The sequence below is a fragment of the Thermaerobacter nagasakiensis genome, assembly GCF_055396825.1.
The window spans coordinates 124,944-149,198 of record NZ_AP043740.1; the positions used below are offsets into that span (position 1 = coordinate 124,944).

The 24,255-nt window shown below is 71.7% G+C and carries 21 protein-coding genes and 1 pseudogene; 5 read left to right on the top strand and 17 right to left on the bottom strand.

Annotated features, from left to right (window positions below; genetic code table 11):
• Window positions 1-25: 25 nt before the first annotated feature.
• A complete protein-coding gene (gene pfkA, locus ACZ5T9_RS00525; protein WP_464833399.1) occupies window positions 26-985 on the bottom strand; it encodes a 6-phosphofructokinase in 960 nt (319 codons plus the stop codon).
• 174 nt (window positions 986-1,159) lie between these two features.
• On the opposite strand from pfkA, the gene ACZ5T9_RS00530 reads away from it, so the two are divergent.
• Window positions 1,160-1,366: a DUF1657 domain-containing protein gene (locus ACZ5T9_RS00530; RefSeq protein ID WP_040826433.1), complete on the top strand. Its 207-nt coding sequence runs from the start codon at window positions 1,160-1,162 to the stop codon at window positions 1,364-1,366.
• A 130-nt stretch (window positions 1,367-1,496) separates the two neighbouring features.
• Here ACZ5T9_RS00530 and ACZ5T9_RS00535 read toward each other — a convergent pair whose 3' ends face one another.
• The 8 genes from ACZ5T9_RS00535 to dnaE all read right to left on the bottom strand — a co-directional run bounded on the left by ACZ5T9_RS00535 (window position 1,497) and on the right by dnaE (window position 14,710).
• Complete coding sequence (locus tag ACZ5T9_RS00535; protein WP_464834458.1) at window positions 1,497-3,416, bottom strand: PrkA family serine protein kinase; 1,920 nt, start codon at window positions 3,414-3,416, stop codon at window positions 1,497-1,499.
• Window positions 3,417-3,424: 8 nt separating this feature from the next.
• Window positions 3,425-4,687, bottom strand: a complete 1,263-nt coding sequence (locus ACZ5T9_RS00540; RefSeq protein WP_464833401.1) for a SpoVR family protein — start codon at window positions 4,685-4,687, stop codon at window positions 3,425-3,427.
• Window positions 4,684-5,880, bottom strand: coding sequence for a sporulation protein YhbH (gene yhbH, locus ACZ5T9_RS00545; protein ID WP_464833402.1), 1,197 nt, complete (start codon window positions 5,878-5,880; stop codon window positions 4,684-4,686). Before yhbH ends, ACZ5T9_RS00540 begins: the two co-directional genes overlap by 4 nt.
• A 524-nt stretch (window positions 5,881-6,404) precedes the next feature.
• A complete protein-coding gene (gene panC / locus ACZ5T9_RS00550) occupies window positions 6,405-7,289 on the bottom strand; it encodes a pantoate--beta-alanine ligase (protein WP_464833403.1) in 885 nt (294 codons plus the stop codon).
• Between the two features lie 118 nt (window positions 7,290-7,407).
• Entirely contained in the window at window positions 7,408-8,388 is a 981-nt protein-coding gene (gene panB, locus ACZ5T9_RS00555; protein ID WP_464833404.1) for a 3-methyl-2-oxobutanoate hydroxymethyltransferase, read from the bottom strand.
• A 62-nt stretch (window positions 8,389-8,450) separates the two neighbouring features.
• Window positions 8,451-9,512 carry a DUF2520 domain-containing protein gene (locus ACZ5T9_RS00560; RefSeq protein ID WP_464833405.1) on the bottom strand — a complete coding sequence of 354 codons (1,062 nt, stop codon included), beginning with the start codon at window positions 9,510-9,512 and terminating at the stop codon, window positions 8,451-8,453.
• A gap of 591 nt (window positions 9,513-10,103) precedes the next feature.
• The gene (locus ACZ5T9_RS00565; RefSeq protein ID WP_464833406.1) at window positions 10,104-10,622 is read right to left on the bottom strand and encodes a phosphatidylglycerophosphatase A family protein; all 519 of its coding nucleotides are present in this window, start codon (window positions 10,620-10,622) and stop codon (window positions 10,104-10,106) included.
• A 338-nt stretch (window positions 10,623-10,960) separates the two neighbouring features.
• On the bottom strand, window positions 10,961-14,710 hold the full coding sequence (dnaE, locus tag ACZ5T9_RS00570; RefSeq protein WP_464833407.1) for a DNA polymerase III subunit alpha: 3,750 nt from the start codon (window positions 14,708-14,710) through the stop codon (window positions 10,961-10,963).
• Window positions 14,711-15,124: 414 nt separating this feature from the next.
• Here dnaE and ACZ5T9_RS00575 point away from each other — a divergent pair, with 414 nt between their 5' ends.
• Window positions 15,125-16,015 carry a sulfite exporter TauE/SafE family protein gene (locus ACZ5T9_RS00575; protein ID WP_464833408.1) on the top strand — a complete coding sequence of 297 codons (891 nt, stop codon included), beginning with the start codon at window positions 15,125-15,127 and terminating at the stop codon, window positions 16,013-16,015.
• A gap of 194 nt (window positions 16,016-16,209) precedes the next feature.
• On the opposite strand, the gene ACZ5T9_RS00580 is transcribed toward ACZ5T9_RS00575, so the two are convergent.
• From ACZ5T9_RS00580 to ACZ5T9_RS00615, 8 genes and pseudogenes are all read right to left on the bottom strand, one after another.
• Window positions 16,210-16,683: an OsmC family protein gene (locus ACZ5T9_RS00580; RefSeq protein WP_464833409.1), complete on the bottom strand. Its 474-nt coding sequence runs from the start codon at window positions 16,681-16,683 to the stop codon at window positions 16,210-16,212.
• 13 nt (window positions 16,684-16,696) lie between these two features.
• Entirely contained in the window at window positions 16,697-17,128 is a 432-nt protein-coding gene (locus tag ACZ5T9_RS00585; RefSeq protein ID WP_006904476.1) for a BrxA/BrxB family bacilliredoxin, read from the bottom strand.
• A gap of 179 nt (window positions 17,129-17,307) precedes the next feature.
• Complete coding sequence (gene hemE / locus ACZ5T9_RS00590; protein WP_464833410.1) at window positions 17,308-18,378, bottom strand: uroporphyrinogen decarboxylase; 1,071 nt, start codon at window positions 18,376-18,378, stop codon at window positions 17,308-17,310.
• Window positions 18,379-18,688: 310 nt separating this feature from the next.
• Window positions 18,689-19,660 (bottom strand): annotated as a pseudogene (locus ACZ5T9_RS00595) (transposase); the annotation flags it as partial.
• A gap of 288 nt (window positions 19,661-19,948) precedes the next feature.
• Complete coding sequence (locus tag ACZ5T9_RS00600) at window positions 19,949-20,515, bottom strand: HNH endonuclease (protein ID WP_464834459.1); 567 nt, start codon at window positions 20,513-20,515, stop codon at window positions 19,949-19,951.
• Between the two features lie 211 nt (window positions 20,516-20,726).
• A complete protein-coding gene (locus ACZ5T9_RS00605; RefSeq protein WP_464833412.1) occupies window positions 20,727-21,044 on the bottom strand; it encodes an AbrB/MazE/SpoVT family DNA-binding domain-containing protein in 318 nt (105 codons plus the stop codon).
• Between the two features lie 59 nt (window positions 21,045-21,103).
• On the bottom strand, window positions 21,104-21,538 hold the full coding sequence (locus ACZ5T9_RS00610; protein WP_464833414.1) for a PIN domain-containing protein: 435 nt from the start codon (window positions 21,536-21,538) through the stop codon (window positions 21,104-21,106).
• A 3-nt stretch (window positions 21,539-21,541) separates the two neighbouring features.
• The gene (locus tag ACZ5T9_RS00615) at window positions 21,542-21,901 is read right to left on the bottom strand and encodes an AbrB/MazE/SpoVT family DNA-binding domain-containing protein (protein ID WP_464833416.1); all 360 of its coding nucleotides are present in this window, start codon (window positions 21,899-21,901) and stop codon (window positions 21,542-21,544) included.
• A 151-nt stretch (window positions 21,902-22,052) separates the two neighbouring features.
• Here ACZ5T9_RS00615 and ACZ5T9_RS00620 point away from each other — a divergent pair, with 151 nt between their 5' ends.
• The 3 genes from ACZ5T9_RS00620 (at window position 22,053) to ACZ5T9_RS00630 (ending at window position 23,872) form a co-directional block, all read left to right on the top strand.
• Entirely contained in the window at window positions 22,053-22,319 is a 267-nt protein-coding gene (locus ACZ5T9_RS00620; RefSeq protein WP_006904482.1) for an AbrB/MazE/SpoVT family DNA-binding domain-containing protein, read from the top strand.
• Window positions 22,320-22,409: 90 nt separating this feature from the next.
• Window positions 22,410-23,372, top strand: a complete 963-nt coding sequence (locus ACZ5T9_RS00625) for a tyrosine-type recombinase/integrase (RefSeq protein ID WP_464833418.1) — start codon at window positions 22,410-22,412, stop codon at window positions 23,370-23,372.
• A 50-nt stretch (window positions 23,373-23,422) separates the two neighbouring features.
• The gene (locus ACZ5T9_RS00630) at window positions 23,423-23,872 is read left to right on the top strand and encodes a hypothetical protein (RefSeq protein ID WP_464833420.1); all 450 of its coding nucleotides are present in this window, start codon (window positions 23,423-23,425) and stop codon (window positions 23,870-23,872) included.
• The last annotated feature ends 383 nt before the right edge of the window (window positions 23,873-24,255 follow it).

The window sequence follows — 24,255 nt, forward strand, 5'->3', positions numbered from 1 at the left end:
ACCTCGTGACGCAAGAATCAAGGGGTCAGCGGGCCAGGACCTCGGCCAGCTCGATCCACCCCGCCGGCAGCGGGCGCGGCGTGGCGAGGACTTCCTCGATGGGGGTGGCGATCCAGCCGTCTCCGCGGACGCCCACCATGACGCCCGACCGGCCGCCGAGCAGGACCTCCACGGCCGCGGCGCCGAGGATGCTGGCGACCAGCCGGTCGCGGCCCGACGGCGTGCCCCCCCGCTGGATGTGCCCCAGGACCGTCACCCGGGTCTCCAGGCCCGTGCGCGCCTCGATGGCCTGGGCCACTTCGAAGCCGCGGGCGGCACCCTCCGCCACGACGATGATGCTGTGGCGCTTGCCGCGCTGGCGCCCGCGCAGCAGGCGTGCGCAGATGTGGTCCAGGTCGTAGGGTACCTCGGGGACCAGGATGGACTCGGCACCGCCGGCCAGGCCGGCCATCAGGGCGATCTGGCCGCTGTGCCGCCCCATCACCTCGATGACGAAGGTCCGGCCGTGGGCGGTGGCCGTATCCCGCACCCGGTTGATGGCTTCCAGCACGGTGTTGACCGCCGTGTCAAAGCCGATGGTGACGTCGGTGCCCGCCAGGTCGTTGTCGATGGTGGCGGGGATGCCGGCCACGGGGAAGCCGCGCCGGTGCAGGGCCAGCGCGCCGCGCAGGGTGCCGTCGCCGCCGATGGCCACCAGGCCGTCGATGCCGTGCCGGCGCAGCTGTTCCAGGGCGCGCTCCTGGCCTTCCGGCGTGCGGAAGGCCTCGCTGCGCGCCGTGCGCAGGATGGTGCCCCCGCGGTGGATGATGTCGCCCACGGCGCGGTGGTCCAGCTCCTCCATGCGCCCCTCGATCAGGCCGGCATAGCCTTCCTGCACGCCCACCGCCTGGCAGCCGCTGGCCAGGGCGCGCCGCACCACGGCGCGCACGGCCGCGTTCATCCCGGGCGCATCCCCGCCGCTGGTCAGAAGTGCGATGCGCTTCACGCCTTGCCCTCCCCCTGCCGGCCGGCAGCCGGCCGTATTCACCCTGCCCCTCCGCCGACCGGCCTCGCCCTGACCCTTCCATGGTAGCGCAGCTTGTCCCGCGGCATCACAGCAACCCATTGCCGGACATGTCCCGTGTCGTGCCCGCCGACATTAGAGGCGGGGGTGAGCGGAGTGACGGTCGGCCTGAAGATGCAGCAGACGCTGGCCAGCGCCGAGAGCATCCTTGCCGATCTGAAGAGCTACCAGCTGGAGACCCAGGACCAGCAGGCCAAGCAGCTGTTCCGGGACCTGGCCAACCAGATGGAGCAGACCGTCAACGGCCTCAAGCAGCGGCTGCAGCAGATCCAGCAGCAGGAGCCCCAGTACAAGCAGAAATAACCGCCGGCCGTACCGTGGATCACGCCTCACCGCCCGCCCGCCGGTCCACCGGGCGGGCAAGACGGCACGCGGGAGCCCCGCCGGGCTCCCGCGCGCGCTTGCAGGGTGCGGATCGGTTCACCAGTGCCGGTCACCGGCCCAGCAGCTGTCCGACATAGCGAACGACCTCGTTGGCGCAAGCCGGGCAGTAGCCCTGGCGGTCGCACAGCCGCTGGACCACCTGGTTGATCCGCTTGAGCTGCTCCTCGTCGGGGTGGGCAGCCGAAGTGGTGATCTTCACCACGTTGCGCAGGTCGCTGAAGAGCTTCTTCTCGATGGCCTCCCGCAGCCGGTCGTGGGAGGTGTAGTCGAACTTCTGCCCGCGCCGGGCCAGCGCCGACAACCGCAGCAGGATCTCCTCCCGAAAGGCCTTCTTGGCGCTCTCGGGGACCCCGATCTGCTCTTCGATGGAACGCATCAGCTTCTCGTCGGGATCCCGCTCCTCCTCGGTGAGGGGATCGCGCAGCTTCGTCTTGTTGCAGAAGGCTTCGATATGGTCGAGGTAGTTGTTGAAGAGGTTGCGGGCCGTCTCCTCGAAGGAGTAGACAAAGGCCCGGTTGACCTCGTTCTTGGCGATCTCGTCGTACTCGCGCCGGGTCTCGTGGATCAGGTTGAGGTAGCGCTCCCGCTGCTCCCGCGTGAGCCCCGTGTGGTGATCCAGCCCATCCCGCAGGGCGCGCAGGGCGGCCAGGGGCCCCAGGCAACGGTTCTCCGCCCGGATCACGGCGCTGGACAGGCAGTTGATCACGAAGCGGGGGGAGACGCCGGTCATGCCCTCCCGCTCGGCCGCCTCCCGCATCTCCCGCACGTCCCGCGGGCTGAATCCCTCCACCGGCTGGCCGTCGTACAGGCGCAGCTTCTTCATCAGGGTCAGGTTGGGGTGCCTGGGCGGTTCCAGGCGCGTCAGGATGGCGAACATGGCCGCCACCTCCAGGGTGTGGGGCGCGACGTGCACGCCCTGGAGGTCGCTCTCCGCCAGGAGCTTGCGGTAGATCTTCACCTCCTCCGACAGGCGCAGGTTGTAGGGCACCTTGATCAGGATCATCCGGTCGATCAAGGCCTCGTTGCGCTCGTTCTTGACGAAGGCCTGGTACTCCGCCTCGTTGGTGTGGCCGATCACCACCTCGTCGGCGTAGATCATGGCGAAGCGCCCGGTCTTGATGGACTGCTCCTGGGAGAGGGTAAGAAGGGCGTAGAGGAACTCCGTCTGGGCCTTGAGCAGTTCCACGAACTCCATCAGGCCCCGGTTCGCCACGTTGAGCTCGCCGTCGAACCGGTAGGCCAGGGGATGGGACTCGGTGCCGTACTCGCCCACCGTGCTGAGGTCGATGGACCCCACCAGCTCGGCGATGTCCTGGGACTTCTCGTCGGACGGGGTGAAGGTGCCGATGCCCACCCGCTCCGCCTCGGAGAAGACGATGCGCTGGACGGGAAAGCGCTCGATGTCCCCGCCGTACTCCTCCTCCAGCCGGTAGCGGCAGACGGGGCACAGGCTGCCCTCGATGTGCACGCCCAGTTCCTGGCTGACCTGGGGCCGCAGGGAGTCGGGGATCAGGTGCAGCGGCTCCTCGTGCATGGGGCAACCCTTGAGGGCGTAGACCGCCCCCTCTTCCGTGCGGGTATAGCGCTCCAGCCCGCGCTTGAGCAGGGTGACGATGGTCGATTTGCCGCCGCCCACGGGCCCCATGAGGAGCAGGATGCGCTTGCGCACCTCCAGCCGCCGGGCCGCGGACTCCAGGTAGTCGTAGAGCTGGTTGAGCGGTTCCTCCAGGCCGAAGAGCTGGCCGTCGAAGAAGTGGATCTGCCGCGGCCGCCGCTCGCCGTCGCCGCCCTCCTCCGCCTCCGTCACCCCCGCCGCCCGCAGCATGTCGAAGAGCCGGGCGTGGCTGAGCCGGGCGACCTCCGGCCGCCGGCGCACGATCTCCAGGTACTCGGCAAAGGTCCCCTCCCAGCGCAGGCGGGCCTCCTCTTCCCGGTGGCGACGGAGGAGCTCGTGCAGGTTCGTCCCCATGGTCGCGCTCACCCCTTGTCTCCCGCGGGCACCGACAGGACCACGTCGTACCCGCCGGCCCGGGTCTCCAGGTGGACGGGGCGCCGCCACAGGCGCTCCACCAGGGCCAGCGCCTGGCGGGCCTCATCCAGGTCCAGCTCGCGGCCGTCGAAGATATGCCGCAGAAGCAGCTCACCCCGGCCCCGGTAGTCGCCGTCCACCACGGCGATGAGCGGGAACCCGCCGCGGACGCGGCTCAAGACCAAAAGGTCCCGCACACGGGCCCAGTCGTCCTCCACGATCACCCACTGGTCGCCCTGGCGGGCGTAGATGTACAGGTCGCAGGCTTCGGCCACCTGGCGGTCCAGGTGGTTGCGCAGGAAGGCCACGTCGTCCTCGGTTTCCAGGATGAACCGGGCCTCGTCCCAGCCCCGGGTGGCCAGGATCCGCTCCCAGGTGTGGTAGCCCACGGCGTAGGGATTGAACGCGAAGGGGGAGGAGGCCTGGATGGCCGCGTGGAGCCGGGCGAACTCGGTGTAGTCGCCGTCGGGCAGGTCCAGCCGGCGCAGGATGCGGCTGTGGGCGATGCAGGCCCAGCCCTCGTTCATCACCTTGGTCCGGATCTGGGGCCAGAAGTAGAGCCGCTCGGCGCGCACCATGGCCAAAAGGTCCCGCTCCCAGTCCTCCAGGTGGGGCGCGTGGTGCTGGATGAACAGCAGCACGTCCTCAAAGGGCTCCTCGGGGCGCAGGGGCGGGATCTCCTGCTCCTCCGCCAGCCAGGGGTCGATGTGGGGCTCCAGGGCCAGGGCGGCGTCCAGCACCCGCTCCACCGCCTCGACCCCGTGATCGTACTCGTAGCGGCGCACCCGCTCGGCGTGGACGGCCGCCAGGCCCGCCATCTCGCGGCCCGCCCGGCGGAAGAACACGTTGTGGTGGAAGAAGTCGGCATGACCGGCCACGTGGGCCGCCACGAACAGGTTCTCGAACAGGCTGTTGCTCTCCAGGAGGAACGCCTGGCAGGGGTCGGCGTGGATCACCAGCTCGTAGATGCGGTGCAGGCCGTAGTCGTGCCGGGTCTTCAGCAAGTGATAGGCCTTGCCGTGGCTCCAGTGGGTGAAGCGGCCGGGCAGGCCGTAGGCCGCCACCTCGTAGACCACGGGGGCCGGCACCACCTCGAAGTGGGTGGGCAGGGGGTCGAACCCCAGGTCCCGGGCCACGGCCCAGATGCGCTCCAGATGGGGCAGGAGCTCCTCGGCCCCGGGGCCCGAGGCGGTGACGCCGGGACGGCTCATGGTCCCTCACCTCCCCCGCCGGACCCCGCGCCCGCTCCCGGGCCCGCGCCCAGGGCGGCCCCGCCGGGCTGGGCGCGAAAGATGGCCTTCAAGGCGGGGTAGATGTCCTCCCGCCGGCTCATCTTCACCCGGACGAACCGGGGGTGGCGCACCCGCTCGAAGGCCGTCATCAGCGGGGAGCGGTAACCGCTCTCGTTGATCTCCCCGTAGGCGAAGAGGTTCGACAGGTCGGCCAGCTGCTGCGCCAGCTGGACGCACAGCCCGTTGTCGCTCTCCCCCCAGTTGTCGCCGTCGGAGAAGTGGATGGCGTAGATGTTCCAGCCGTCGGGCGGGTAACGGCCGGTGACGATGTCCAGGGCCAGTTGGTATGCCGACGAGACCCGGGTGCCGCCGCTCTCGCCCAGGTGGAAGAAGCGCTCCTCGTCGACCTCCTGGGCCTCGGTGTGGTGGGTGATGAACACCCGCTCCACATCGGCGTAGCGGCTCTGGAGGAACCGGTTCATCCAGAAGAAGAAGGTCCGGGACGTCCACTTCTTGAACTCGCCCATGCTGCCCGAGACGTCCCGCATGGCGACCACCACGGCCCGGGCATGGGGCCGGGGGTCGTCCCGCCAACTGCGGTAGCGCAGGTCCTCGCGGCGGAAGGGGCCGAGCCGCGCCTCCCCCTGGCGGGCGTGGCGCTTGAGGTTCTCCTTCAGGGCGCGGCGCAGGTCGGCCCGGCTCAGGGGCCCGGCCCGGGCCACCTCGGTGAACCGCGGCCGCCGGGCGTCCAGGGCCGGCTGCCGGCGCGGCTTGAGGTCGGGAAGCTCCAGCTCCTCGAAGAAGATGGACTCCAGCTCGTCCAGGGTGACTTCCGTCTCGTAGTAGTCGGTTCCCGGCCCCTGGCCCGCCCCGTGGGGGTCGCCCTGCCCGCCCGGCTGGCCGGGCTGGCGGGCCAGCACGTCCCCCTTGCGGCTGCCGCCCCGCCCCTGCCCCACCTGGGGGTTGTCGGTCGTGCTGAAGCGGAACCGGTACTCCCGCAGGGAGCGCACGGGCACCTTGACCACCCGGCGGCCGTCGGTGGTCAGCAGGGAGTCGTCGGTGATCAGATCGGCCAGGTTCTCTCGGATGGCGGCGCGGACCTTCTCCTGGTGCCGCGCCTGGTCGACGGGCCCCTTGCGGTGCAGGGACCAGTCGATCACGCCCCGCGGCATGGACCTCACCCCCTCGCGGTATGTACGGGCCCCTTCGGGGCGGCGGCCGTTCGGTGGGCGGCCGGCGGGCCGCCGCCGCGCCGGTCCAGGCCAGCGGCGAGGGTGGGGGTTTTTCCGGATGTATGTGCCCGGGCGGTGGTGCATGCGGGCCGGACAATCCAGATCCTGGGCGTCCTGGACCGCCCGGGGTCGCCCGGGGCCGTTATGTAGGCGGGGCTCGTCGTGGGGGGAAGAACCGGCCGGCAGGGGTGGAAATCCCAGGGAGTTCGTCCCGGGGGCACCTGGGGACGGACGGAGCCGGAACCCGTGCTCCCGCGCCACCGGTCCCCCGTCTTGCGTCCCGGGGCGGGGGGTTCTGCACTGCGGGCCGGCCACGGGCGCCCCGGCCACCCCGGGGCCCGGCACGGGAGCCGCGCGGGCCCGTGGCGTCCTGCTCCCGGGGGCCCGGCACCGGGACCCCGTGGGCCGGCGGCGTCCTACGGCAGTGTATGCACGGGCCGCGGCGTTGCTCTTAGGTAGCTGCTCTAAGTCCAGCGGTCCCGGACGCCGTCCGGGCCGACCACCAGCCAGAAGTTGTCGATCAGCCGGGTGGTGCCCAGGCGGGCGGCCACCAGCAGCAGCACCTCGCCCTCCACCGGATCGGCGGGCTCCAGGGTCTCCGCGGCGACGGCGGCCGCGTACTCGGGTTCAACCAGGGGCTCGGCGGCCAGGACGGCCTCCATGGCCGCCACCACCCGGTCCCGGCGTCGCTCCCCGGCTTCCAGAAGGCGGCGGGCTGCCGCGAGCGACCGGTACAGCACCGGAGCCGCCCGGCGCTGCCCGGCATCCAGATAGACGTTCCGGGAGCTCATGGCCAGGCCGTCGGGCTCCCGCACCGTGGGGCAGACCACCACATCCAGGGGAAAGTCCAGGTCCGCCACCATGCGCCGGATGATGATGGCCTGCTGGGCGTCCTTCTGCCCGAAGTAGGCGCGGTCGGGCTGGACCAGGTGGAAGAGCTTGGTCACCACGGTGACCACGCCGCGGAAGTGACCCGGCCGCCGGGCCCCTTCCCAGCGGCGGGCCAGATCCCCGACATCGACGTAGACCCCCGGCTCGCCCCGGGGGTACATGGCCTCCACCGCGGGGTGGAATAGCAGGTCGGCTCCGGCCTGGGCGGCCAGCTCCCGGTCCCGCTCCAGGTCGCGGGGGTAGCGGGCGAAGTCCTCGTGGGGGCCGAACTGCAGCGGGTTGACGAACACGCTCACCACCACCCGGCGGCACTCCGCCCGGGCCCGGCGGATCAAGGAGAGGTGCCCGTCGTGGAGGTAGCCCATGGTGGGGACGAAGCCCACCCGGCCCCCGGGGTCTTCCCGGCGCCAGCGGGCGATGTGCTGCCGCAACGTGGTGATGTCCTGCACCAGTTCCATGGGGGTCCCTCCTCCCGGTGGCTGCCGGGTGCGATCCGGGTGCGCCGCTGCCGGGCGCCGCAGGGCGGAGCCTGGCGGCCCGCCGGTCGCGTCGCGGGCGCGGGATCCGGGCGAGCGCCTACCGGTCCCCGTAGGGCGCATCGGCAGGCGCATCGCCGGACGAGGCATCCCGGGCCTGACGGCCGCCCCGGGGCGCCTCCCCGGCCGGACCGGCAGGGGCGGGTGACCGGGAACCCCCGGGACCGGCCGGGGCGCCGGCCGCGTCGCCGGCCCGGGACCCGGCCTCCCCCGCCGCCATGTGGTAGCTGTGCTCGTCCGTGGGGAAGGCACGAGCCCGCACGTCGGCGGCGTAACGCTGCAGGGCCTCCAGGGCGATCTGCCCCAGCTCGGCGTACCGCCGGGCGAAGCGGGGGACGCGGCCCTGGGTCAGGCCCAGCAGGTCGTGGAGCACCAGCACCTGGCCGTCGCAGTCCGGCCCGGCCCCGATGCCGATGGTGGGGATCCGCAGCCGGCGGCTGATGGCCGCCGCCAGTTCCCGGGGCACCATCTCCAGCACCAGGGCGAAGGCCCCCGCCTGCTCAAGGGCGACGGCATCTTCGAGAAGCTGCCGGGCCTCGGCCTCGTCCCGGCCCTGGACCCGGTAGCCGCCCAGGGCATGCACCCGCTGGGGCAGCAGGCCCAGGTGACCCACCACGGGGATGCCCGCGCCGGTCAGGCGGTGGACCACTTCCAGCACGCGGCCGGCCCCCTCCAGCTTCACGGCCTCGGCACCCCCTTCCTGCACCAGGCGCCCCGCGGCGCGCAGCGCGTCGTCCACGGAGAGGTGGAAGGTCAGGAAGGGCATGTCGGCCACCAGCAAGGCTCGTTCCACGCCCCGGCGCGCCGCCCGGGTGTGGTGCACCATCTCGTCCAGGGTGACGAACACGGTGGCCGGGTAGCCCAGCACCACGTTGCCCAGGGAATCGCCCACCAGGATCATGTCCACGCCGGCGGCGTCGGCCAGCCGGGCGAAAGGGTAGTCGTAGGCCGTGACCATGACCACCGGCCGGCCCTGTTCCTTGTACTCGAGGACGGTGCGCACCGTAACCCGCGACGCCATGATGCTTCCCCCCACGGGATGGCCCTCGGGATGCGGGCGGGCCGGGCTCCGGCCCGGACCGCTCACCGGCCGGCCCCCTCCCCGCCCGCCCCCAGCAGGCGGGCGATGTCTTCAAGGCCTGCCGGCGGGTCCCCGGGGCGGGCCGAGGCGGCGGCCAGAACCAGCGTGGCCGCCAGCCGGTAACGACCCGCGGGCCCGGGATCGAAGGCGCCCAGCCCGCCGCCCGTTCCAGCTCCGCCGGCCAGTGCCTCCAGGTGGCGCTGCACCGTGGCCGCGTCTCCCCGCACGATGGGGCCCGTCAGGGCCGCCAGCGGTCCCCTCTCCGCCGCCGCCTCCAGCGCCGCCCGCGCCAGGGCCTCCAGGGGACCCCAGGAGGAACCGGCGGCCGTGGTGGAACCGGGTCCCGCCCCGGGCCCGGGGTCCCGGCCGGCGGCGACCCGGGCGGCCATCGCCATGCCGGGGTACCCCGACAGGCGGAGCAGTTCTCGGGCGGCCCAGAGCAGGGCGGTCACCCCGTTGGCCGCCAGGGTGGCGGCGGCGTGGTACAGGGCCAGCTGCCGGGCCGTGGCGCCGGGCCAGAGGACCGGCGTGGCGCCCAGCCCCCGGGCCAGAACCGGGCCCACCGGGGCCCGGTTCTGGCCCGGGTCGTACACCACCGTGGCGTACCCCCCTGCCAGGTGGTCCCGCCCGGTGGCGGGACCACCTGGCAGGGGCAGCAGGGGATGGAACACCTCGGTGGCCAGCCCCAGCCGGGCCAGGGGCGCCAGGGGCTCCAGCCCCAGGGCGCCGCTCAGGTGCAGGGCGTAGCGGGGCCGGCAGGCCTCGGGCACGGCCTCCAGCCGGCCTGCCAGCCGGGCGGCCGCCTCCGCCACCGCCCGGTCGGCCACGGCCAGGACCACCACGGGCGGCCAGGGACCGGGGAGCCCCTCCGCCAGCAGTTGCTGCCAGCCGATGGTCCGGGCGCCCACCTGCGCCGCCAGCCGGCGGGCCGGCTCGTCCCGGCGGCCGGTCACCCACGCCACCGGCCCGCCCGCCCGGTGCCAGGCCAGGGCCAGGCTGGAACCGGCCCGCCCCGGGCCGGCCAGCAGGATGGCCGGGGCCGGGGGTCCCCCTGGCTCCCTCACCGGTACCCCAACCCCCGCTGCTCCGGACGGCCCCGGTGTACCGGAAGGTGCAAGGGGCGGCTCGGGGCGGGGCACCCCGTGCTCCCCGCCCGGTTCGGGCCCGCCTTGCCCGCGGGGCCCGGCCGGCCCGTCCGGGGGGTATTCCACCCCCGGCTCCCCGTGCCGCGTGCCGCTGAACCGCGCCCCGGAGCCCATCCCGTGGCCTTCCCGCGGGTGTTGCCCCTCCCGTTCCACCGCGCGCCCCTCCCGCCGTCCCCGTTCCGGCGACCGGTACGCCCGCCGCCACCGGCCGCCGGTTGGCGTCGCGTTCCCGGGCCTCAAGGCCGTCCCGAGAAGCCGGCCGGGCTTCCCCGCCCCGCCCCCAGCCTCCGGCGGCCGGCCCGAGCTCCCGGCCCCCGGCGGATGCCGCAAGGGCGGCTGGTGCCCATTTCCCCGCCCGGCCCGGGTTCCCTCCTGCGGGCCGGGCCCGGGTTCCTTCCGGCCGGCCCGGGACCGCGCCGCCCCGGCAGGCCCGGGCCGGGGCCCCGTCCCGGCAGCCGGGGCCGGCGCCGCGGTCCGGCCCCGGCTGCGACAGGGCTCACCCGAGCAGCATCAGGGCTCGTTGTGGGCGATCCGCGCCGCGGCAGCCGCCGCCACGCCGGCCACCAAATCGTCCAGGAACGTCTGCACCCGCCCCTGGCTCTTCTCGTTGTTGAGCCGCTCGATGACCCCCAGCTTCACCTTGTCCAGGTAGCCGAAGTTGGTCAGCCCGATGGACCCGTACACGTTGGTGATGGCCAGGGCCAGCACCTCGTCCACGCCGTAGAGCGGCTCGTCGGAGCGCAGGATGGACAGCAGCGGCTCCTCCAGCAGCCCCTGTTCCGCCGCCTCGTCCAGGGCGATGCCCGTCAACAGGGCATGCTGGACCTCCCGCTTGGCGATCACCGCTTCCACGCTGGCCAGGCACTGCTCCAGGGTGATGCCCGGCACGTACTTCTCCTGAATGGCCAGGACGATCTCCGCGATGTCCCGCAGGGTGACCCCCCGCCGCTCCAGGCGGCGGATCACCTCGGCCCGGTGGTCCACCCGCAGGCGGACCGGCTCGGAGACCTTTGGCGCCCTTTCGGCCAACCCGACCCCTCCTCCCCGCTTCCTCCCTCGCCCGATCGCTGCCTATCGCTGCTCCGCGCAAACTGCTGTCCGTGGCAACCGCTGTCCGTGGAACTGGGCCCCCCTTGCCTCACTGCTGCCGGCCTCCATTGTCGCCGGAGGCGGAGACCGTCCCGGGGGACCGCTCCGGCCGGCCCCCGCCCGGGGGCCGCGGCGAAGGGGCAGGACCGTGCCCCATGCCCGGATCCCCTCACCAGCGGACCGCACCCGCCATGCCGCCGGCGGCCAGCCACCTCCCATGTCGCCGCCTGCGACCTCGTATCGCCGGCCGGCCCGCGATGTTCCGGTCCGCCCGGCGGTCAGTGATCGTCCAGGTAGAACCCGCTGTCGCCCACCACCCGGGCCAGGTCCTGAAGGAGCTCCGCCCGCGGCGTCACCCAGTACTGGGCATCGACCTGCAGGGCATGGCCCCGCCCCGGAAAGACCAGCACCACCGGCGAGGTGCCCGGATGGCGCTGGCAGGCGCCGCGCACCCGGGCCAGCACGCCCTCCACGGCGTCGGGCCCGCCGTCCGGCAGGGCCACCACCAGCCGCTTCCCCGTCACCAGCGGCCAGATCTCCTCGGCCACCACCTTGGGCGGCTCCTCTTCCTCCCGGCGGTCGACCCGGCCGCGGACGACGATCACCGCATCCTCCTGCAGGGCTTCGGCGGCTTCGGCGTAGGTCCGCGGGAAGACCACCACCTCCACCGTTCCCTCCAGGTCTTCCAGCTGGACGAAGGCCATGAAATCGCCGCCCCGGGTGGTGATGCGGCGCACGCCCTGCACCAGGCCGCCCACCTGGACCCGGGCGCCGTCTTCCCGGTCCGCCAGCTGGCGGGTGGTGGCGGTGACCCGCCGGGCCAGCTCCCGCTGGTAGTGGGCCAGGGGGTGGCCCGACAGGTAGAGGCCCAGCACCTCCTTCTCCATGGCCAGCTTGCGGTTGGGAGGCCATTCGTCCACCGGCGGCAGCTCGGTGACCTCCAGGTCGGCGGCGGCGGCGCCGGCGCCGGTTCCACCACCGCCGCCGCCGCGGCCGCCTGCCCCCACCAGGGCCGCCGTCAGGTCCAGCAGGGACACCTGGCCCGTCTCCCGTTCCTTGTGCCAGCGCTGGGCCCGGTTCATCACCTCTTCCAGGCCCGCCACCAGCCGGGCGCGGGGCTCGCCCAGGCTGTCGAAGGCCCCGGCCTTGATCAGGCTCTCCAGGGCACGGCGGTTGACCTGGCGCAGGTCGACCCGGCGGCAGAAGTCGTCCAGGGAGCGGAAGGGCCCGCCCTCCTGCCGGGCGGCGACGATGGACTCGATGGCCCCGAAGCCCACGTTCTTCACCGCCGCCAGGCCGAAGCGGATCGCCTGGCCGCCAGGCGCGCCGGGGTCGGGCACCACGGTGAAGCGGGCCTCGCTCTGGTTGACGTCGGGAGGCAGCACCGGGATGCCCAGGCGGCGGCACTCGGCGATATATTCCGCCACCCGGTCGGAGTTGCTCATCACGCTGCTCAGGGTGGCGGCCATATACGGCGCCGGGTAGTGGGTCTTGAGATAGGCGGTCACGTAGGCCAGGTAGCCGTAGGCGGCCGAGTGGCTCTTGTTGAACCCGTACCCGGCGAAGTACTCCATCAGGTCGAAGATGCGGCCCGCCAGCTCGGCGTCGATGCCCTTGGCCGCGGCCCCGGCCAGGAACTTCTCCCGCTGCTTCTGCATCTCCTCGGGCTTCTTCTTGCCCATGGCCCGGCGCAGCAGGTCGGCCTCGCCCAGGGTGAAGCCGGCCATCACGCTGGCGATCTGCATGACCTGCTCCTGGTAGACGATGGTCCCGTAGGTCTCCTTGAGGATCGGCTCGAGCCACGGGTGCGGGTATTCCACCGGCACCTGGCCGTGCTTGCGCTTGATGAAGTCGTCCACCATGCCGCTGCCCAGGGGGCCGGGCCGGAACAGGGCGACGGCGGCGATCAGGTCTTCGATGCTGGACGGCTTGAGCGAGCGCAGCATCTGGGTGAAGCCCGACGACTCCACCTGGAACATGGCGGCCGTCTCGCCCCGGCTCATGGCCTCGAAGGTGGCCGCGTCGTCCAGCGGGATGTCCCGCACCCGGAAGGGCCGGCGGGCGGCGGTGCCGTCACCGCCCGGGCCGCCACCCGCCCCAGCCACGCCGGACCGGCCATCCTTTCTGGCCGTCTCCGGGGCACCACCGGCCGCACCGGGCCGGCCATTCTTGCCGGCCGTCTCCGGCGCACCACCCGCCCCGCCTGCACCGGCAGCACCCGCCTGACCACCCGCCCCCGTCGCACCCTCGGTGCCGGCCGGGTCGCCCGCGCCTCCCGGCCCGGCCGGGCCGGGTTCTTCCGCCAGCACGTCCCGGGCCCCCGTCTGGTGGATGATCTGCTCGGTCTCCTGGATCACGTGCAGGGTGCGCAGGCCCAGGAAGTCCATCTTGAGCAGGCCCAGCTCCTCCAGGGTGGTCATGGGGAACTGGGTGACGGTGGAACCGTCCTGCATCCGCTGCAGGGGCACGTGTTCCATCAGCGGGTCGCGGCCGATCACCACGCCGGCGGCGTGGACCGAGGCGTGGCGGGGCATCCCCTCCAGCTTGCGGGCCATGTCGACCAGCTGGCGCACCACCGGCTGCTGGTCATAGGCCTGCTTGAGCTCGGGGCTCGACTCCAGGGCCTGGTCCAGGGTGATGCCCAGCTGGGCCGGGACCATCTTGGCGATCTTGTCGACCTCGCCGTAGGGCAGGCCCATCACCCGGCCCACGTCGCGGATCACCGCCCGGGCCAGCATGCGGCCGAAGGTGATGATCTGCGCCACCCGGTCCCGGCCGTACTTGCGCACCACGTACTCGATGACCTCGTCGCGCCGGTGGTCGTCGAAGTCGATGTCGATGTCGGGCATGGTGACCCGCTCGGGGTTGAGGAACCGCTCGAAGAGCAGGTTGTAGCGCAGGGGATCGATGTCGGTGATCCCCAGCACGTAGGCCACCAGGCTGCCCGCCGCCGAGCCGCGGCCCGGGCCCACGGCGATGCCGTTGCGGCGGGCGTAGTCCACGAAATCCCACACGATCAGGAAGTAGGCCGGGTAGCCCATGCGGGTGATGACCTCGAGCTCGTGGTTCAGCCGGTCCCGCACCTCGCTGCCCGCGTTGGGGTAACGCTCGGGCAGCTTGCTCTCGCACAGGTAGCGCAGGTAGGAGGCCGCGTCGTGCCCCTCCGGCACCTCGTAGTGGGGCAGGAGGAACCGGCCGAACTCGAACTCCAGCTGGCAGCGCTCGGCCAGCTTGACCGTGTTGGCCAGGGCCTCCGGCACGTCCCGGAACAGGGCGGCCATCTCCTCCGGCGTCTTGAGGTAGAACTCCGGCCCTTCGAAGCGCATGCGGTTCGGGTCGTCCAGGGTCTTGCCCGTCTGGATGCAGAGCAGCACCTCGTGGGCGGCGGCGTCGTCCCGGTTGAGGTAGTGGACGTCGTTGGTCGCCACCACCGGCACGTCGAAGCGCCGGGCCAGCTCCAGGATGCGGGCGTACGCCCTGCGTTCCTCGGGAAGGCCGTGGTCCTGGATCTCGAAGTAGAAGCGGTCGCCGAAGACCTCCAGGTACCAGCGCACGGCCTGGAGCGCTTCCTCCTCCCGCCCCTCCAGGAGCAGCCGCGGGATCTCGCTGCCGATGCAGCCCGAGGTGACGATCAGGCCCTCGCTGTACTGGGCCAGCAGTTCCCGGTCGGCCCGCGGCTTGTAGTAGAACCCCTCGGCATAGGCCCGGGAGACGATGCGGATCAGGTTGCGGTAGCCCGTCTCGTTCTGGGCCAGGGCCAGCAGGTGGTAGGGCTGGTCGTCCAGCTTGGGCTCCCGGTCGTGGCGGGTGCGCCGGGCCAGGTACAGCTCGCAGCCGATGATGGGCTTGATCCCGTGCTTCTTGCACGCCTTGTAGAAGTCGATGGCGCCGTACATGACGCCGTGGTCCGTCAGCGCCAGGGCGGGCATGCCCAGCTCGGCCGCCCGCGCGGCCAGCTCGCCGACCCGGGCGGCGCCATCGAGCAGGCTGTATTCGCTGTGGACATGCAGGTGGACGAAGGGTTCCATCGCCACCCCTCCGTTCGACCGGTTCCTGTCCACCTTCGCCACGGGCCATGAAGGCTCCTGGCGGCCCCCTCGCCTCGGGCCGGGGTTCCCGGCCCGCCCGCGCCACCCACCACCGCCGCATCCCCGGCCCCTGCCCTTGAGCCTGCGGCCGCCCGCAGGCAGAGCCCACTTCCTGCCGGCCGCCGCTTCGCCACGACGAAGCCCATCGGAGTTCCGGGGCATTCCGGCCGGCCCGGGCGACCGTTGGGCGCTCCGGACACGCACCGGCGCTGCGGGCGGTCCATAGGGTGGTCCGTGACGCGCGCCCGGCCCGCCCGGCCGCGGCGCCCAGCCGGGCCGGGACGGGCGCCCGCGGGCAACGGGCGGCCGGCAGTCCCACCGCCTGAAACCCGTCGCCTGGGGAGGTGCAGCCCTTTGCAGCGCTTGCTGGCGTTCGCCCTGGTGGGCCTCATCGCCCAGCTGGTGGATGGGGCCCTGGGCATGGCCTACGGGGTGACTTCGTCGTCGCTGCTCTTGCTCTACGGCCTGGCGCCCGCCGCCGCCTCGGCGTCGGTCCATCTGGCCGAGACCATCACCACCGCCGTGTCGGGTCTCGCCCACTGGCGCATGGGCAACTGGCACCGGCCCACCGTTCGCGGCCTGGTGTTGCCGGGGGCGGTGGGGGCTTTCCTCGGTGCGGTGCTGCTGGCCTCGTTGCCGGCGGAGCGGGTGCGGCCGGTGGTGGCCGGGTTCCTCCTGGTCCTGGGCGTGTACATCCTGGTGCGGTTCACCCTGGCCGCCATGCCGCGCCACCGGCGGCCGCCGCGGCTGCGGCTGCGGTACGTGATGCCGCTGGGGTTCGTGGCGGGGCTCCTGGACGCCACGGGGGGCGGCGGTTGGGGTCCCATCGCCACCCCGGCCCTCATGGTGCGCGGCGACCTGCCGCCCCACCAGGTGGTGGGGTCGGTGTCCATCGCCGAGTTCGCCGTGGCGGTGTCGGCCACCCTGGGCTTCGCCCTCACGCTGGGCTGGGAGGGGGTGGCGTGGCTGCAGGTGGCCGCCCTGGTGGCCGGAGGTGCCGTGGCAGCGCCCCTGGCGGCCTGGATGGCCCGCAAGCTGCCGGCCCAGGTGCTGGGCGTGATGGTGGGGACCGCGGTCCTGCTGGTCAACCTGCGCACCCTCTTCGGGGCCGCGGGCATCACGGGCCTGACCCGGCTGCTGGCCTACGCCCTGGTGGCGGCCGTCTGCCTGGGGCTCCTGGTGCAGGCCGCCCTGCGCAGCCGGCGGCAGGCCGCCTCCCAGGTCCAGCACCCCGCCACGGATTGATCCGCCCCGGACCGAACCGCCCCCTGGAAGCCGCCCCGGAGCCGCTCCCGCACGGCGGGGCCGCCGCGGTGCCAATGCGGCGCGTCGCCCCGAGCGCCGGGCTCGGGGCGACGCGCCGCTTCTTCCTTCACCAAGCCGCCCCGGCGGTCCGCGGGCCGGATCGCCCGGGCCCCGCCGGCTACGGGCCGGCCGGGTCAGTTGCCGTCCGCCGCGCCGGCCGCCGCCAGGCCGGCCGTCCCCTCGTACACCCGCTCGCCGTTGACCTCCACGGCGTAGTGGATCGCCGCGGTCCGGCCGATCATGGCGCTGACGCCGCAGTACTTCTGCTGGCTCAAGGTCACCGCCCGGACGGCCCGCTCGGGATCCAGGCCGTGGCCCTCCAGGCGGTACACCAGCCGCACCTGCCGGAACACCTTGGGGTGCTCCTCGGGCTCCTCCGCCTCCAGGTCGATGACCAGCGAGCCCAAGGGCTGACGCATCTTGTTCAGGATCTCCACCACGTCAATGGCCGTGCAGCCGCCCAGCCCCAGCAGCACCAGGTCCTTGGGCGACGGCGCCTCCCGCCGCTCGCCCTCCCGGGGCGCCCCCTGCAAGGGCACCTCCAGGCCCAGGTCGTTGGCCCCGACGTAGCGGCTGCCGCCCTTCCAGCGCACCGTTCCGTGCCGCATGGGCATGCCTCCGTCACGCGCAGAAGCGGTCGAAGGCGGCCTTGAGGTCGGCGGCCACCTCCTCCGCCGTGCGGTTCTCGATGTCGCTGCGGTGCAGCATGTAGACCAGCTGCCGGCCCTTGAGCAGGGCGATGGACGGCGAGGAGGGCGGCTGGCCCGTGAAGTACTCCCGCATGCGGGCCGTGGCCTCCCGGTCCTGGCTGGCGAAGACCGTCAGCCACCGCCGGGGCCGCCGTTCATGCTCCAGGGCCATGGCCACCGCCGGCCGGGCGATGCCGCCGGCGCAGCCGCACATGGAGTTGACCACCACCAGGGTGGTCTCGTCGTCGCCCGCCTCCGCCATGGCCGCGTCCACCTCTTCCGGCGTCCGCAGCTCGGTGAAGCCCAGGCGGACCAGTTCCTCCCGCATGGGCGCAAAGAACATGTCGAGCATCTCCATGCTCATGGCGATCCCTCCCTGTCCTCCCTGCCACCTGGTTCTTCCCGGCCCCTGCCCGTTCCTGGCTCTCCAACCCTCCAACCGGCCGGTGCTGCGCTGCGGCAGAGACGGTAGGGCCAGGCTCGGGCCATGCCCTGTCTTCGCCCAAACCCCAGGCCGGCCGAACCTGCGCCCTGGGACGGGACCTAGGCCCCCGCCACCGGCTCCGGCTCCGCTTCCGCCGGCCGCTCCGTCTCCCGGTGGACCAGCTCCACCAGCCGCCGCAGGTGGTCCACGGGCGTCTCCGGCAGCACCCCGTGCCCCAGGTTGAAGATGTGCCCCGGCCGCCCCGCCGCCCGGCGCAGCACCTCCCGGGCCTGTTCCTCCACATAGTCGAAGGGGGCCAAAAGCGCCGCGGGATCCAGGTTGCCCTGGATCGCCTTGTCCGGGCCGACGGCCTCCCAGGCCCGATCCAGGTCGACCCGCCAGTCGGCACCCACCACGTCGGCCCCCGCCTCCGCCATCAGGGGCAGCAAGGCCGGATTGCCCGTGCCGAAGTGGATCCGCGGCACGCCCAGGCCGGCCAGCCCCTCCAGCACCCGGCGCGAGTAGGGCAGGACGAACCGGCGGTAAGCTGCCGGCCCCAGCCCGCCCACCCAGGAGTCGAAGAGCTGCACCGCCTGCACCCCGGCCTCCACCTGGGCCCGCAAGTAGTCGAGGACCGTCTCCGCCAGCCGCTCCATCAGCCCGTGCCAGAAGGCGGGATCGCCGTACATCAGCGCCCGGGCCCGGTGGTACTCCCGCGACGGCCGGCCCTCGATCAGGTAGCAGGCCAGGGTGAAGGGTGCGCCGGCGAACCCGATTAGGGGGACCCGGTCGCCCAGGGCCCGCCGCACCAGCCGGATGGTCTCCAGCACGGGGGCCAGTTCGTCCCGGGGGTCGAACCGGCGCAGCCCCTCCAGGTCCGCCGCCGAGCCCAGGGGCCGGCCCACCACGGGGCCCACCCCCGGCTCGATGCGGTAGTCGACGCCCAGGGGCGCCAGCGGGGTCATGATGTCGGCGAAGAGGATGGCCGCGTCGACGCCCAGGCGTTCCACCGGCATCAGGGTGATCTCGGCGCAGAGGTCGGGATGCTGCATCAGTTCCACGAAGTCGTACCGCTGCCGGAGCGCCCGGAACTCGGGGAAGATCCGGCCCGCCTGGCGCATGAACCAGACGGGCGTGCGGTCGACGGGCTGGCGGCGGCAGGCGGCGAGAAAGCGCTGGCTGGGCGTCAACGGAACCCCTCCTGGCTGCCGGCGGATCTACTGCCATTGTAGCACCCCGCAGCCTGCCGCCTGCCGGACGAACCAGCCAGGGTCTCCCGTCGGTGGGTAACCGCTTGATCGCCCATCGACTGGCACCACGCCCTGACCACCTGGACAGGCGACGGAAACCCTTGTCGCCAGCGGCCCTTTCGCCGGGACGCCGCGGAGTCGCGGTGTCCACTTCTGCTCTTGTCGGACCTGTCCCCCACGCTGGGCGTGCCCTTCGGCATGGAGGGCGGACCCGTTGACCGGCCGGCAATCACCAGACTAATCCGGCGCTGTCCACGCCTGCTGCCTGGAGGTTGGCTTGCGCTTGTTGCAGCATCGGGCGCAGTTGGCGCACGTCGTTGGCGTCCTGCGTCACCGCCGCGGCCACGATGAGCTGGTCTTCGGTCACCACCGCCTGGGCGTTGTACCCTTGCCCAAAGCCCTGCCGGGTCTTGAGGATCCGGCTGTCCGGATCCGTGACGTTGGCCTTGGCCGCCGGATCCACCGAGGCATCCGGCGCCTTCGGCTTGCGCCCCCGCCGCTTCTTGCCGGTCGCCTGCTCCTGGGCCTTCCGCTCCTCGATGCGGGCCTGCTGCCGGGCCGCCTCCCGGGCCGCCTCTTCCTCCAGCCGCTGTTTGCACGCCTTCAGCCGCTCCAGCCGGCTCGCACGGTGGCGCAGCTCCTCCGGCAGCTCGTCCCCACGGCGCCCGGGGCCGTACCGCTCCTCTTCTTCCCGGTCCGTGGCCTCCGCCTCCCGGAGCATCTTCTCCACTTCCTGGCGAATCGCATCGTAGGTGCGGTTGGCCGCCAGCGAGGCGTTGGCCTTGACTTTCGTCCCGTCCAGCGCCACCACGCCGACCTTCCCCAGCCCCGCCTCCCGGCACAGCCGCAGCACCTGGGTGAACAGCGCGGCCAGCTCCCGTGCATGGCGCTGGCGGAAGCGGGCGATGGTCACGTGATCCGGCTTCTGGTTGGCGGTGATCACCCGGAAGGCCACGTCCTCGAGGCACAACCGCTCGATCCGCCGGCTCGACCGTTCGCCGACGCAGTAGGCGTACAGCAGCAGCGTCACCATCATGGTCGGGTCGTAACTCTCTCCACCCCAGCCGTCGGCGCGGTACTTCTCGTAAAAGGCCCGCAGGTCCATCTGCTCGACGGCGTCGATCAGAAACCAGGCCAGATGATCCTCAGGCAGCCAGTCGCGAAGGCTCGGTGGGAGCAGGTACAGTTGGTCACGGTTCACCGGGCGGAAGTTGTAGGCCATAGGGACACCTCGGGCGACGGAGAATTCCAGTCCACGGCTTCACTTAAACCTGCGTGGGGGCAATCCTGCGGAAATACCTGGGTTCATGAAACAGGCTCTTCAATCATTGGTTTTATGCGAAACAGGAAAGGACTCAAGAATTCTGCTTCTGGGTGACCAAACCGTAGAAGTGGACGTGATGTATCCGTGGTCGGGCTACACACGCGAGGACAGATGCGCGGATGATAGTACGGTGGTTACCAAGCGCAACAAGGGTTGGTCCGACTGTTGAAGGGGGCCGCCTCCTGGTCAAACGGAGGCGGCCTTTTTATCTTCTGTGGGCATATCTTCGTGGGCAACAGGGTGGGCAACCGACAGGTATGGAGCAGTCCCCAGACGGGCCCCAGCGCGTTTTGTGTCCATAGGCGAGGCGCCGTAACGCATGACGCCCCACTCCTCGAGCGTCCGGTTCCCGTTGGCCTGATTGCACGCCCGGCAGGCCGGCAGGAGGTTCTCCCGGGCGTTCGTCCCGCCGCGGCTCCGGGGCCACACGTGGTCGATGGTCAAGGGCCCCGGGCCGCCGCAGTAGGCGCAACGCGGGACGTAGGCCGCCACCAGCGCCGCCAGGGTGCTGTCGTGCCCGTAGCGTGGGCGCCGCTGGAACGCCTCGCGTCCGATGTCGGGATCCCGAAGCTTTTGCAGGTCGAACCGCCCGAACTCCACGGTCACCCGCCGGATGGGCAGAAACGCCTGCAGCTTCGCCAGAACCCGGAGCAGGACGTCCTCCCGCGCCTTGACCGAGGGCGGGAGCCACGGCGCCGCACCCATCGTGACCGAGGGCGACACTACCACGAGGCCTTGCGCATGGTGGCCCATCACGCTCTCCGGGTTCTCTTCGCCGTGTGGCGGGATCGCCGGGTCCTACGATGCCGATGTGTTCGAAGCCGCCCGTCGCCAGCGGCAACAGCCCAAAGCCGCCCAGTGCTCACTCGCACGTTCCCCAGCAACCGTTTGTCAAAGACCAGAACCCCGACTACGGGTACTTGACCCTAGGGCGTCTTCCCTTTACCCAGCCCACGGCGGGCGGCTACGGCTTTTCGCCCCGATCGACGGCGGAGTCAGCGTCGCCGCCGCCGACGTTCCGGCCCATGACGTCCCACACCATGTCGTCGACAGCCGTCTCCCAAAGGCGTTCTGGTACGGGCTCGTCGATCCGGTGCCGGTCGAAGAATCCCTCAAGCGGTTGCGACCGGATCACCCAGAACCGTCCCTCATCCGGTCCCACTGCTTCAAACAACAACCCATCACCCGGCCGGATCCCCAGGGCTTCGAGGAGCGCCGCCGGGATTTGGAGGCGGCCTTCTGCTTGGACCCGTGCCGGGCCGATCACCTGCCCCGTGGCCATGCCCAAGCCCACCTCCTTTGCTGCGATTCCCGGCCATCAGGCTCGCCTCGGGACGGGGCCTACCACTGCACCACGCGGGCGTCCGTGAACCTCGCGATGGTGCGATCGTTGGTGAGCAGGAAAACGTCCTCGTCGGCCGTCCGGGCCGCCAGGTAGCCGTCCACGAAGTCGAGCTGCCCCGCCGCATGGTGGCGGAGTCCGGCCAGGACGGCCTCTTCGTCTTCCACGTCCACCTCCGGGGCCCGGACAAACTGAAGGAGCGCCGCGACCGCCTCGGCAGGGCTGTAGCCGTACGCGCCTTCCAGGACGTAGAGCGTCTCGGCCACGACCACCGGCGTGATCCGCAGCCGGTGCCCGGCGGCAATGGCCCGCTCCAGGGCCCGGTCGAGCGCCTCGAGCCGCTCGTGAAGGTGCGCGGCCTGCGGGTTCGCCAGGATATGCTCACGGGCCAGGCAATACACGACGACGTTGGCGTCGAGCAACCAGGTGCTCACGGGCTATTCCCTCACCCGCTCCGCGGCCGGTTCCCTGCCTGCGGCCGCCTGCACCAGTCCCTGCGTCCCCGCAGCTTCAAGGCCGTCCTTTTCGGCCCACCGGCGGGCCCGGTGCTCGCGAATGGCTTGCCGCGCCTCCGCCGGGCTGACGGGCCGGTCGATCTTGAGCACGTTGCCCAGCTCCTTGAGGCTCCGCGGCCGCGGCAGCGGGTAGAGCACGATCTCCCCCTGGCCGTTGACGTACACGAGTACGTCGTCCCCTTCCTCCAGCCCCACGCGCTCACGGATAGCCTTGGGCAGCGTCATCTGCCCCCTCTGCAGAATCTTCACGATGGCCACGGCGCGATCACCTCGCGTCCCCATGCTACCACCTCCGCAGGAGGAACTCAAACGATTCTCTTTGTGTTCGGAGTCTATGCGTGTTCGTCCGATTTTAATCGGCCGGCAAGGGCTACAGCCTCCATGGTCGGCACACCGGCTCCGATGCGATAATCGGTCCAGGGAGGGAAAACGGGTGAACCTGCGACGAGCCGTGGCGGTCGTACGGGTCCAGGGCCGAGGGCAGTTCACGCTGCCGGCCGCCTTCCGCAAGGCGGTGGGCGTCAAGCCGGGCGATGTCCTGTTGCTCGAAGCGCGGGACCCGGGGCACTTTGAGGTCCGTGTGCTCTCCCGGCAGTCCCTTCTCGATTTCCCGCGGATCGACGCCGAGGGGTTCAACATGCGGTCGGCCCGGGATGCGATGGAGCGTGCCCTGGCCGAAGAGGCCTTCGAAAGTCCGTAAGTCCGTGCCGGCAGCGGCCGGCCAGGGCCGCCAGGCCGGACACAAAGGTTTGAGCGGTCGCTGAGATGGACTGAAGGAGGCTCTTGTCCTTTGACGCCACTCCCCGAACGAGCCGAGCAGTACCTCGAAACGAAGCGGGTCGAACGGGGCCTGCGGACTTCGAGCCTTGAGGAGTACCGCCGCGACCTGGCCGACTTCTGCCGCGGGCTCGCGGGCCGGCTCCGCAAGAATCCCGAGGACCTGACCGACGCGGACCTGGCCGGCTTCGACCGGGACGGCACCCGCCGCTGGCTCGCGCATCTGGCCGATCGGGAGCTGGCGCCCTCCACGCGGGACCGGCGCTGGAGCACGGTGGGCGGCGGGTTCCGGTGGGTGGTCGCCGAAGGCGTTCTCCCCCGCGACCCCTTTGCGGGCCTGGAACGGCCGGTTCGCGGCGAGCGGCACAAGCGGCTTCCGGTCTATCTCGCCGAGACCGAGGCCGAGCGGCTTCTGCGCACCGTCCTCTCCGATCAGGACCTCACGCCCCGGCAGAAAGCCCACCATGCCCGGCTTAAGGAACGGGACCACGCCCTGGTGACGACGCTACTCTGTCAGGGGCTGCGGATCAGCGAGGCCGTGGGGCTGCGATACGGGGACGTGGACTTTGACGAGGACACCCTGCGGGTGATCGGCAAAGGCGACAAGGAACGCCTCCTGCCCCTCCACCGCCGGACGAAGGAAGCCCTGCTGCGCTACCGTGCGACCTGGCCCGGCCCGAAGAAGCCGAAGGCGCCGCAGGATCCGGTCTGGTGGACGCTCACCGGCCAGCCCTTGACCAAGAATGCGGCCCAGGTCGCCGTCAAGCGCCACCTGGTCCGGGCCGGGCTCTGGCGGGCCAGCGCCCACAAACTCCGGCACACGTTTGGGACGCGACTCGCGGAGGCGGGCGTGGACCTGCTGGTCATCAAGGACCTGCTCGGTCATGCCACGGTGGCCACGACACAGGCCACGACACAGATCTACGCCCACGTGGCCCAGCGGCGACTACGGGAGGCCGTGGAGAAGATCCGCTAAGCCGGTAAGTAGGGTGGGCGTGATCCAGAGGCATGGGAGGTAGGCCCGGGATGTTGACAGAGAAGCTCCGAGAGGCAATCCGGAGCGGCTTCGAGCTGGATGAGCAGGTGACGTTCTCCGAACTGCGGTCGGCAGCCTGGATGAAGACGCTGGCTGAGCGGGGCAAGCTGCGGGTTGCCCACCGCCAGGAGGTGGTGGGTGGCGACCCGGAAAGGCTCGGTCTGGGACCGCGAGGCAAGGTAGCCGTCCACGAAGTCGAGCTTCGTCGAATACCGGCTCAGGGCATACAGAACGTATTCCTCGTCCTCACACTCCACCCCGGGCAAGGCGAGCACCCGCTCGACAAGGCCGGCCCTTCGCGGGCGTTCAGGTCGAACCCGGAAAGCACGAGCAAGGTCTCAAACACCACGAGCGGCGTCACGACCAGGGTCACCGCGCCCCGGGCTGCTCGCTCAAAGAGCGCCCGTACCCGATCCCGCACCGCGTCGCTCGGCGCCTGATCGGGCGCAAGCAGATCGATGATGAGGTTGGTATCGAGTAGCCACCGCTCCGTCACGACGCGTCCCTCGCCGGCGCCGCTTCCCGCCACGCCGCATCTGGGTGCGACCGAGGCTGGCTCTCGCGCCAGACTTCGGCGTATTCGCCGGCGGCCCGCTCAAGAGCGTCGGCCAGGGACCGGCCCACCCTCCCCTCCAGCGCTCCTGCAACCTCAACTGTATCGTCCGCATACACGCAGTAGGCACTATAGCATCCCGAAGGGTAACGATGACCCTTCCGCGCCTGTAGCTTTGTCATTGTTGGGCCGTTAGCGCCCGAAAGTCTCGCCTTTCCCCCACCTGCACCTACCGAAACTTTAGGCAGTCACCGGCCGGAAGGGGGGCGC